The organism is Brenneria roseae subsp. americana (assembly GCF_003115815.1).
Lineage (GTDB): Bacteria > Pseudomonadota > Gammaproteobacteria > Enterobacterales > Enterobacteriaceae > Brenneria > Brenneria roseae.
In genome coordinates this window covers 43,858-53,976 of record NZ_QDKJ01000019.1, presented here as the reverse complement: position 1 = coordinate 53,976, position 10,119 = coordinate 43,858, and the positions used below count along the sequence as shown (strand labels likewise).

The window sequence follows — 10,119 nt, the reverse complement described above, 5'->3', positions numbered from 1 at the left end:
CGCATTATAGGGACTTCTCCGCCGCTGACAAGCGCTAAATGCAAAAAAATTATCGATCGCCTACAATTTGCCCATTAGCACGTTAAAGCGGCAGTTTTTCCAACGAAAAGAAGCCATAACGCTGCAATACTGGCCATAGGGTGGCAACTTTGGGTGTAATCGTCAGGCAATAAACCAGATTTTTTTCTGTTGAGCATGTCGGATTTTCAAGGTTGGCAATCAGCCATACCGTTCTTCTGGCGATCGCCGCGCCTGAATCCACTAATCGCGTCCCATCGGGTAACGCCATTTGCAATTCTTCCGCCAGTAACGGGAAATGTGTACATCCAAGCACCACCGTATCCGGTGGCTCAGGTAAACGTAGCCAGGGACGCAAAAGCTTTTGCAGATCGGCAATCGAGATAGCCTCTCCCTGCAATTTTGCTTCCGCCAATTCAACCAGCTCTGACGAACCAAGCGATAATATCTGACAATCATTCGCAAAACGGGCGATAAGTTCGTGTGTATAAGGACGTTGTACCGTTGCGCGGGTCGCCAGCAGACCAACAACGCCATTACGCGTCAGTTTCGCCGCCGGTTTAACCGCAGGCACCACGCCCACAACAGGAAAGGTAAACCGCGCACGCAAAGCAGGAAGAGAAATGGTACTGGCGGTGTTACAGGCAATCACAACCAGCGCCAGTTGGTGACGCCGCTGAATGGCGGTAACAATCTCGACAACACGCTCGATAATAAACTGCTGTGGCTTTTCGCCGTAGGGAAACGCTTCATTATCGAATGCATAGATATAGTGGAGATCCGGCAACAATTTCCGGATCTCATCATAAACAGACAGCCCGCCCACGCCGGAGTCAAACACCAGAACCGTGGGACGGGATGGCAGGTCAGAAGGTATAGCTTCCGGTGAGATAGTATTCCCGCCCTGCCGTTCGGTAGCCATATGCCGTCTCATACTCTTTATCAAACAGGTTGGCAATTCTACCACGAACTGTCAGTTGAGAGGTGACCGGATATGACGCGGCGAGATCAACGGTGCTATAGCTTGGCAGTCGGCGGGTGTTCTGCGCATTGTCGAAACGTTTTCCCACATACTGATAGCTGAGATCGAAATCGACGTCATACAACGTCCAATCCAGTTGATATTTAGCCTGCTGTTTAGCACGACGGGCCAATACTTTATCATCCTCATCACTGCGAGCATCAAGATAGCCCAACGTTATTTGATGACTCAAAATGCCGGTATTAAATGACCCCGTCCATTCAAGGCCTTTCATCGTCGCGGATTTAACATTGTAATACGTTCCTGTCTGCGTAGCAGAGGCATATTCATAATTGATCAGATTATCAATTTTGTTGATGTAAGCGGACAAACGCCAATTCAGCGGCCCGGTCAGCCCCTCAAGCCCAGCCTCCCATTGTTTTGATTCTTCTGGTTTCAGATTTTCATTCGAGGTGATGTCAAAACGTTTTTGTCCATATAGCTGGCCCAATGTTGGCGCCTGAAATCCCGTGCCATAGGAAAGCGTGACGCGATAATCGGGTATAAATGCCCATCCAGCGGCTACCTGCCAGGTTCCATGGTTTCCAAACTGTTCGTTATCATCTCCGCGAGCAGATCCTTCTAATGTTACCGCGCCATACTGCTGCTGTGCGGTGATATAAGCGCCAGTATTATCTTGTTTATAGCTGTTCGTTTCCCGGGCTCCCGAATTAAAACTCACACCTTCGGAAGTCAGCTTTTGCCGTTTCCAATCAATACCCGCGCTGAGCGTACCGTGAGCAATGGCAAAAGTATTTCCCCATTGCAGATTACGCTGCTCCATGTCGTCCTGAGAATTATCTGCCCCATAGCGTCCCTGGGTACTGACATAGTTAAGTACGCTGTATTTTTGATAGCTGGCAATCAATTGAGAGGCATAAATTCCCTGGGAAAAACGCAAACCAGTACTGTAGGTATGATTATAAATCTGTTGCTCATCTCCCCCGCCGGAGGATCCCGCATCATAGTCACTATTCGCGCCATAGCCGTAGCCGCGCAAGAACCCTGAAAAACGCGCATCAAATTGATGTTCAATACCGGCCCAAAATGATTTATTCCGCCAACCGTCTTTATCCCTGTCAACGTGATAAGTCGAATTGGGCTGGACATTAAAGCCGTTGGTGTCCTGATAAGCGCCGGCCAGCGTGACTTTTGTATTATCAGCTATCGTATGACGGACACTGCCACCATATTCCTGATAATGGTTGGAACCCACGCCGGCACGAAGGTTGGCACTGTCACTATCAGTCTGAGTAATGATGTTAATCACACCACCAATTGCATCGGCGCCATACACGGCAGAACGAGGCCCGCGAATAAATTCAATGCGTTGTACGAGGGAAATCGGTATCTGGTTGAAATCACCCGCGCCGGTAATGCCGGGCTTTGCTACAGGGACACCGTCAATCAAAACCAGCGTATGACGCGCTTCCGAACCGCGGATATACATCGACGCGCTTTGCCCCAATCCGCCGTTCTGCGCGATATCAACGCCCGGCAACCGCCGCATGACTTCTAATACATTTTTAGCCTGCCAACGCTCAATATCGTCACGGGTAACGATATCCAGTGGGGCGAGAACAGAGGAAACAGGTTGGGAGAAACGGTTTGCCGTTACCACCATGTTGTCAGAGGAGTCTTGCGGTAAATTGCTGTCTTGCGCCCAGACGGAAAAAGCCGTGACAGAGAGCGCTGTCAGCAGCGTTATTTTTTTATTAAACATGAATCGAGCATCCCAAACCATATATAAGGATGCCGCATTACCACGACCGATAGCACGCGATGGTCATGGTCATTGCGACGTATACCGGCAGGTCTTCGGGCTTGGGTGCCATTGTTACCATGACTCAAAGCGAAGGTCTGGTTAACAACAAAGAGCGATGACTTCCCATCTTTAAAAGACAGTGTCTGCAATCATGCTATCGCTCGCGCTTTCCCTTACCGCTGCGCGTCAGCTCCAGATTTACACTGGATTCCCTTTTAACTCGTGATACAAGGCCGGACGCACATGCTACGATCGCGCCATGCAGATGTCTAGACTGCTATTTCATTACAGAATAATAACGTAACAAAACTGGACTTCCCGGCGGGATTCCCTACAATTCCCCGCCAATAAGCTCCTTTTAGACGCCGTTCAGACGAGAAAACCATGACGCCAGAAATCCTGCCTATTGATCAATATGACGACCAGCTTGCACAAAAAACTGAACGTCTTCGCGGGATGATGGCCCCCTTCAATGCCCCGGCGCCTGCGGTTTTTCGTTCACCCGTGAGTCACTATCGGATGCGTGCCGAATTTCGTATCTGGCATGACGGCGACGAGCTCTACCACATCATGTTTGATCAGCAGACAAAGCAACGTATCCGGGTTGACCAATTTCCGGCAGCCAGTGAGTTGATTAACCGCCTGATGCCCGCGCTGATTAGCGCACTCCAGCCAAACCCGATCCTTCGCCGCAAGCTGTTCCAGATCGATTATTTATCCACGCTGAGCGGTGAAGTGGTGGTATCGCTGCTGTATCACCGTGCGCTGGATGAATCATGGCAACAGCATGCGCGCACGCTGCGCGATAGTCTGAACGCACAGGGTTTCCGTCTACAGCTCATTGGGCGTGCGACAAAAACCAAAATTTGCCTCGAGCGGGATTACGTTGATGAATGTTTGCCCGTCGCCGGTCGGGATATGATTTATCGTCAGGTAGAGAACAGCTTTACTCAGCCTAACGCGGCAATGAATATTCAGATGCTGGAATGGGCGCTGGAGGCGACTGAAGGCTCAGAGGGTGACTTGCTGGAACTTTACTGCGGCAACGGAAATTTTTCGCTGGCGCTGGCCCGAAATTTTAACCGGGTCCTGGCCACTGAAATCGCCAAACCTTCCGTCGCAGCAGCACAATATAACATTGCGGCAAACCAGATTGATAACGTACAGATTATCCGTATGGCGGCAGAAGAGTTTACGCAGGCGATGCAAGGCGTACGAAAGTTTAATCGATTAGAGGGTATCGATCTGACAAGCTATCAGTGTGAAACCATTTTCGTCGATCCGCCGCGTAGCGGACTGGATTCGGAAACGGTCAAGCTCGTGCAGGCCTATCCGCGCATACTCTATATTTCCTGCAACCCGGAAACGCTGTGCCGCAATCTGGAAACGCTGAACGAAACACATCGAATTCGCCGTCTGGCGCTGTTTGATCAATTCCCTTATACCCACCACATGGAATGCGGCGTGTTGTTAGAAAAACGATAGTTAGAAAAACGATAGTCAGAAAAACGATAGTCAGAAAAACGGCCGTAATTCACGCACCCAACCGGCGGCACCACGACCGCCAGATTCGGTGTTCCTATGGCGTATCAATCTCTTTTGCCGGCTTTCTGGCTCGCAGCTTAAGACCAATCCAGAACACCAACGCGACACAAAGCAGAGAAGGTACAAAGTTTGAACCGATGACGGGGTATTCAACGCGGACAATCGCACTGTAGAGCAACAGTCCTAACAGAAAACAGGCGGCAACCAGCATCGGCGTCCCTTCTTGCATGCTGTGATTCATATAACGCTGATGCAGACAATAGATAGATAAAACCAGTGCAATCAAAGGGAAAATGGAAAATGGCACTACCGAGCTGAACAAAGCGGCAAACGCGCCATTGACCGACAGGCCGGCGACTAACGCCAGGAGCAGCGTCCCCTTTTCTTGTTGAGGTTGTTGTTCTGTCATGGTTTCTCCCTTCTCATGTGTATACGTAAAACTCACGAAGCACTGGCGCTATTGTCCTGTTCCTTTCTGTACCAATAATAGGCTCCTTTGGAGATCATACGCAGTTGCAGCACCAGACGCTCTTCCAGTTGCCTGCGCTGTCCCAGATCGACATCCAATGCTTCCGCTCCGGCGCTGAAAACAATGGTAACCATTGCTTCTGATTGCGCCTCCGCAAAACTACGAGGAATGTGATTTTCGACTTCTAGATAATCTGCCAGCTCTGCGATGAAATGCTGTATCTCACGAGCGACGGCCGCACGAAATGCGGCAGACGTCCCCGAACGTTCTCGTAATAACAACCTGAAAGCGTTAGGGTTATTACCAATAAACTCCATAAAGGTGGAGACGGAGGTTTTGATTACGCTGCCACTTTTGGCAATGCGCTGCCGGGCCTGACGCATTAACTGGCGCAACATCAGCCCGCTCTCATCCACCATCGTCAACCCCAATTCATCCACGTCACGAAAATGGCGATAGAAAGAGGTTGGAGCAATGCCGGCTTCACGTGCCACTTCACGCAAGCTCAGGCTGGCGAAACTACGTTCAGCGCTTAATTGGCTAAACGCCGCCTCAATCAGGGAGCGACGCGTCCGTTCTTTTTGTTGTGCTCTGACACCCATTATCCTGCCCAAATCATTTGCTCTCCTTTCCAGAGAGGCACTATAGCAAACTTTAATCTCAGCATGCTGAGACAAAGTTTGTCATATTAAAAATGTGACCACCATTTCCCATAATAAAAACAGGGATGATTGGGTTCTGCCTCAGCCGATGTTACAATCGCGTTATATTTTTGTATAAAAACAGGTTTAGCCTACCATGACCATACAAAAGCAGTTCGATTATGATGCGATAGTGATCGGTTCAGGCCCCGGCGGTGAAGGCGCTGCCATGGGATTGTCCAAACAGGGCGCCAGGATTGCCGTGATTGAACGGCACTATAACGTTGGCGGCGGCTGTACCCACTGGGGAACCATTCCTTCCAAAGCGCTACGCCATGCTGTCAGCCGTATTATCGAGTTCAACCAAAACCCACTGTACAGTGATAATTCCCGCATTATCCGCTCTTCTTTTTCTGACATTCTGCGCCACGCTGATAGTGTTATTGGCCAGCAAACCCAGATGCGTCAGGGATTTTATGAACGTAATCAGTGTGATCTATTCTCTGGCGAAGCGCGGTTTATTGATCAACATACGATTGCCGTACACTATCCGGACGATACTCACGACACGCTGACCGCCGCGAATGTCATTATCGCTACAGGCTCCCGGCCTTACCATCCGGCGGAAGTGGATTTCTCCGACCCTCGTATCTATGACAGCGATTCCATCCTGCAACTGGATCATGAACCACAGCACGTCATCATTTACGGCGCCGGCGTTATTGGCTGTGAATACGCGTCCATCTTTCGCGGGCTAAGCGTCAAGGTTGACCTGATCAATACCCGCGATCGTCTACTGGCTTTCCTCGATCAGGAAATGTCGGACGCGCTGTCCTATCACTTCTGGAACAATGGCGTGGTTATCCGTCACAATGAAGAATTTGAAAGTATTGAAGGGGTACCCGACGGTGTCATCGTCAATCTGAAGTCCGGTAAGAAGATGAAAGCGGACTGTCTGCTCTATGCCAATGGTCGAACCGGCAACACTGAAACGCTGGGTTTGGACAAGATCGGTCTGAGTACCGATAACCGTGGGCAGATAAAGGTCAACAGCATGTATCAGACCGGTTTGGCGCACATTTATGCCGTGGGTGATGTCATCGGCTACCCCAGTCTGGCCTCCGCGGCGTACGATCAGGGGCGCATTGCCGCACAGGCCATTACGAAAGGCGATGCGACCGCACATCTGATCGAAGACATTCCCACCGGGATTTACACGATCCCTGAAATCAGTTCTGTCGGTAAAACCGAGCAGGAGCTCACCGCGATGAAAGTGCCCTACGAAGTGGGAAGAGCACAGTTCAAACATCTGGCTCGTGCACAAATCGTGGGAATGAATGTGGGAAGTCTGAAAATTCTCTTCCATCGTGAAACAAAACAGATTCTGGGTATTCACTGTTTTGGTGAGCGCGCGGCAGAGATTATTCATATCGGCCAAGCCATCATGGAGCAAAAAGGCGAAGGTAATACTATTGAATATTTCGTCAATACTACCTTCAATTACCCAACGATGGCTGAAGCCTATCGGGTTGCGGCATTAAATGGTTTAAACCGTCTGTTTTGACTGATTTTCCAGATAGTCCTGCATATGCTCGCGGATGGTATCGGCAAGTTGCTCATAACGTCCGCGCAGCGGTGAACCGGGGCGATAAACCAGTGCGATGGTACGCTTTGGCTCCGGTTTGTAGCAGGTCAAATAGCAGACACCATCACGTTCACGCTCATGCGGTACCGCCAGTGACGGCAGCAGCGTAATACCACTTCCCGCCGCCACCATATTACGCAGCGTTTCCAGACTGGTGGCCCGGAAATGGGTATCTTCATCCGCACCAGCCTGAAAACAGAATCCCATCGCCTGATCGCGCAAACAGTGCCCATCTTCCAGCATGAGCAACTTCTCACCGGCCAGATCGGCCATGGCGACTCGTTCACGATTTGCCCACGGATGATCCTGATAAATCGCCAGTTTCATCGGCTCGTCGAATAAAGGAACTTCGATAAAGGCTTCGGACTCTTTCACCATCGCCAGGATGGCGCAATCCAGTTTTCCACTATCCAGCTGTGCTAAAAGTTGATGAGTTTGTGCTTCGTGCAGGTACATTTCCAGCTTGGGGAATGTGCGGTGCAACATCGGAATGATTTGCGGAAGCAGGTAGGGGCCAACCGTCGGAATCAGGCCAATATGCAAAGGGCCTGACATCGTCTCCCCCTGCTGGCTTGCCATTTCTTTCAATACCTTCACTTCACGCAGTACGGTTCGCGCCTGTTCAACCAGTAGCAGTCCGGCCTGAGTAAACAGTACCTTGCGACTGGTCCTCTCCAGCAACATAACACCGAGTTCATCTTCTAACTTACGAATTTGTCCACTGAGAGTTGGCTGACTAACGTGGCAAGAGTCCGCGGCGCGCCGAAAATGGCGATGCTCCGCCAGCGCCACAAGATACTCTAAATCCCGAATATTCATTTATTATTCTCCTTATCACGATAGCAAATGGCGATAGATAGAATAGCAATGAACGATTATTCCTATCAATACACAAAATGAATAAAACATCCCATCGCAGAATATCTATTTTATTCCTACATAAATTTCATCATTATGAGGCTAAGCCATGTCCACTAGCCGGAAGGCAAAAAAATCCCACAGATCACTTTCCACATACGTCAGGACGATCAATGGCGTGATGTGACAACAGACGAATTATTCCATAATAAAACTGTCGTTGTATTTACTTTACCAGGGGCTTTTACGCCAACCTGCTCTTCCAGCTACCTGCCACGCTATAATGAGTTGGCGGGCGTGTTCAAGCAATTTGGCGTTGATAGCATTTTGTGCGTTTAGCCTTATTACGATGGGAAGCTCTCCCATCGCAAGTTCAGCCAGCAATTAAATGCATGCGGGGATTTTGAAACCAACAGGGTTTCTTTGGAGAATCAGGAACGTTCACGCGTTGTGCTGCGTGATAACGGGCTGATGCACGTATATGATGCGAGATAGTATCTTATAAGGTTGCCGCTGGTCGCACTCCCAGCGTATGGCAAATCGCATAGCTTAAGTCAGCACGGTTCAGCGTATAGAAGTGGAAATCTTTCACCCCTTCACGACTCAGGATTTTCACCATGTCCATCGCAATGGATGCGCCCACCATCTTGCGGGTTTCCGGATCATTATCCAGCCCTTCAAACATGGATGTCATCCAGTTCGGCACACGAACATTCGTCATGGTGGCAAAACGCTGCAATTGTTTGAAGTTGGAGACGGGCAGAATACCCGGCACGATCTCGACATCGATCCCCGTCGCCACACAGCGATCGCGAAAACGCAGATAGCTTTCTACATCAAAAAAGAACTGGGTGATTGCACGACTCGCTCCGGCGTCAATCTTGTGCTTCAGATTGATCAGATCAGCCTGAGCACTTTTCGCTTCCGGATGCACCTCAGGATAGGCGGCAACAGAAATATCAAAGTCCCCCACCTCTTTCAGCAACGCAACCAGATCGGAAGCATACATTTCCGGTTTACCGCCGCCCGGCGGTAAATCACCACGTAACGCCACAATATGACGAATACCGCTCTGCCAGTAATCCTGGGCAATTTCACGTAACTGTTCACGGGAAGCATCGATGCAGGTGAGATGCGGGGCCGCTTCCAGACCGGTGCGCTCTTTAATGGTTTTAATAATGCTGTGAGTCCGATCGCGCTCGCCAGAGTTGGCACCATAGGTAACAGAAACAAACTTCGGCTTCAGATTGCTCAGACGATCAATGGAGTTCCACAGTGTTTCTTCCATATCGCTGGTGCGCGGCGGAAAAAATTCAAATGAAACATTAATCTGCCCTTGCAACTCCGCCAGACTTTGATTCAGCGCTTCCCGCTGGTTTGCGTGAAAAAAACTCATACCCTGCTACTCCATTCACCGTTACTGTTATTATCATTTTCATAACCGTCTATACGTTTAGACGTCTATATAGAAAATGACGTAATCCACTTAAAGAGTCAACGCTTTTCATCAGGATACGCGGTGATGATTACTCAAGCTACATGAAGAAAATTCATGATATCCCATCTGCTCAACAAGATTGCGCCAATAGATCACGAGAAAGCGTCTCTGTCTCAACCTGACACACTAGGTGAGAAACAGTGAATTCAGCACATTCACTGTTTGAGCCACACAGGCAATTTTTACTTTAATAATTTCCGGGTATTCCTTATCCAACTTATAAAAAAAGTCATAATCAGAACAATAATACTGACAATTAGCGGTATATAGATATATAAAGAGTGTATCGTCATAATGCTCGATGCAGGTTGACTATCAAGTTCCGCTTTATATCCGCCCATGGATAAAGCCCATCCCATCATGGCGCCACCGATACCGGCGCCGACCTTACTCCCAAAGCTGGACGCCGAGTTAACCAGGCCAACCACTCTGACTCCCGTTTACCACTCCCCATATTTCTTTATAAATGTTGCCATCACCAGTATCGTAATAACCTGTGATATGGTCACTGAATACCCAACTGAACTACCAGATTGGCATCATGAATATTGCCTTGGCGTAACATCTTGTACTTGCACCGCCTACCGTAAGAAGGAAATATAATAAAAGAATGCTGATAGCAACAATGCACTAATATTTATTATTAAAGAGTGACATTA

The 10,119-nt window shown here is 49.2% G+C and carries 9 protein-coding genes, 1 pseudogene and 1 riboswitch; of the genes and pseudogenes, 3 read left to right on the top strand and 7 right to left on the bottom strand.

Going from position 1 to position 10,119, the window contains the following annotated elements:
* Nucleotides 1-82: 82 nt before the first annotated feature.
* Both murI and btuB read right to left on the bottom strand, forming a co-directional pair.
* A complete protein-coding gene (murI, locus tag B4923_RS19160; RefSeq protein WP_109491302.1) occupies nt 83-940 on the bottom strand; it encodes a glutamate racemase in 858 nt (285 codons plus the stop codon).
* Complete coding sequence (gene btuB, locus B4923_RS19155; protein ID WP_109491311.1) at nt 885-2,762, bottom strand: TonB-dependent vitamin B12 receptor BtuB; 1,878 nt, start codon at nt 2,760-2,762, stop codon at nt 885-887. Before btuB ends, murI begins: the two co-directional genes overlap by 56 nt.
* A 69-nt stretch (nt 2,763-2,831) precedes the next feature.
* Nucleotides 2,832-3,054: riboswitch (cobalamin riboswitch) on the bottom strand.
* 134 nt (nt 3,055-3,188) lie between these two features.
* On the opposite strand from btuB, the gene trmA reads away from it, so the two are divergent.
* Entirely contained in the window at nt 3,189-4,289 is a 1,101-nt protein-coding gene (trmA, locus tag B4923_RS19150) for a tRNA (uridine(54)-C5)-methyltransferase TrmA (protein ID WP_109491301.1), read from the top strand.
* A 94-nt stretch (nt 4,290-4,383) separates the two neighbouring features.
* Here trmA and B4923_RS19145 read toward each other — a convergent pair whose 3' ends face one another.
* A complete protein-coding gene (locus B4923_RS19145) occupies nt 4,384-4,758 on the bottom strand; it encodes a YijD family membrane protein (RefSeq protein ID WP_109491300.1) in 375 nt (124 codons plus the stop codon).
* 32 nt (nt 4,759-4,790) lie between these two features.
* A complete protein-coding gene (gene fabR, locus B4923_RS19140) occupies nt 4,791-5,420 on the bottom strand; it encodes an HTH-type transcriptional repressor FabR (protein ID WP_170116093.1) in 630 nt (209 codons plus the stop codon).
* A 196-nt stretch (nt 5,421-5,616) separates the two neighbouring features.
* On the opposite strand from fabR, the gene sthA reads away from it, so the two are divergent.
* Nucleotides 5,617-7,023 (top strand): Si-specific NAD(P)(+) transhydrogenase, encoded by a 1,407-nt coding sequence (gene sthA / locus B4923_RS19135; RefSeq protein ID WP_425428657.1) that lies wholly within the window; start codon nt 5,617-5,619, stop codon nt 7,021-7,023.
* Here the strand turns inward: sthA and oxyR are convergent.
* Nucleotides 7,006-7,923: a DNA-binding transcriptional regulator OxyR gene (gene oxyR, locus B4923_RS19130; RefSeq protein WP_109491298.1), complete on the bottom strand. Its 918-nt coding sequence runs from the start codon at nt 7,921-7,923 to the stop codon at nt 7,006-7,008. The genes sthA and oxyR overlap by 18 nt on opposite strands.
* A 174-nt stretch (nt 7,924-8,097) precedes the next feature.
* On the opposite strand from oxyR, the pseudogene B4923_RS19125 reads away from it, so the two are divergent.
* Nucleotides 8,098-8,298, top strand: a pseudogene (locus B4923_RS19125) (redoxin family protein); the annotation flags it as partial.
* A gap of 163 nt (nt 8,299-8,461) precedes the next feature.
* Here the strand turns inward: B4923_RS19125 and metF are convergent.
* Together metF and B4923_RS21380 are read right to left on the bottom strand one after the other, a co-directional pair.
* Entirely contained in the window at nt 8,462-9,358 is an 897-nt protein-coding gene (gene metF, locus B4923_RS19120; RefSeq protein ID WP_109491297.1) for a methylenetetrahydrofolate reductase, read from the bottom strand.
* 284 nt (nt 9,359-9,642) lie between these two features.
* Nucleotides 9,643-9,888, bottom strand: a complete 246-nt coding sequence (locus B4923_RS21380; protein ID WP_109491296.1) for an MFS transporter — start codon at nt 9,886-9,888, stop codon at nt 9,643-9,645.
* Nucleotides 9,889-10,119 lie beyond the last annotated feature (231 nt).

Coding starts and splice junctions, on each gene's coding strand:
- murI (WP_109491302.1), bottom strand. CDS start 940: ATGGCTACCGAACGGCAGGGCGGGAATACTATCTCACCGGAAGCTATA.
- btuB (WP_109491311.1), bottom strand. CDS start 2,762: ATGTTTAATAAAAAAATAACGCTGCTGACAGCGCTCTCTGTCACGGCT.
- trmA (WP_109491301.1), top strand. CDS start 3,189: ATGACGCCAGAAATCCTGCCTATTGATCAATATGACGACCAGCTTGCA.
- B4923_RS19145 (WP_109491300.1), bottom strand. CDS start 4,758: ATGACAGAACAACAACCTCAACAAGAAAAGGGGACGCTGCTCCTGGCG.
- fabR (WP_170116093.1), bottom strand. CDS start 5,420: ATGGGTGTCAGAGCACAACAAAAAGAACGGACGCGTCGCTCCCTGATT.
- sthA (WP_425428657.1), top strand. CDS start 5,617: ATGACCATACAAAAGCAGTTCGATTATGATGCGATAGTGATCGGTTCA.
- oxyR (WP_109491298.1), bottom strand. CDS start 7,923: ATGAATATTCGGGATTTAGAGTATCTTGTGGCGCTGGCGGAGCATCGC.
- metF (WP_109491297.1), bottom strand. CDS start 9,358: ATGAGTTTTTTTCACGCAAACCAGCGGGAAGCGCTGAATCAAAGTCTG.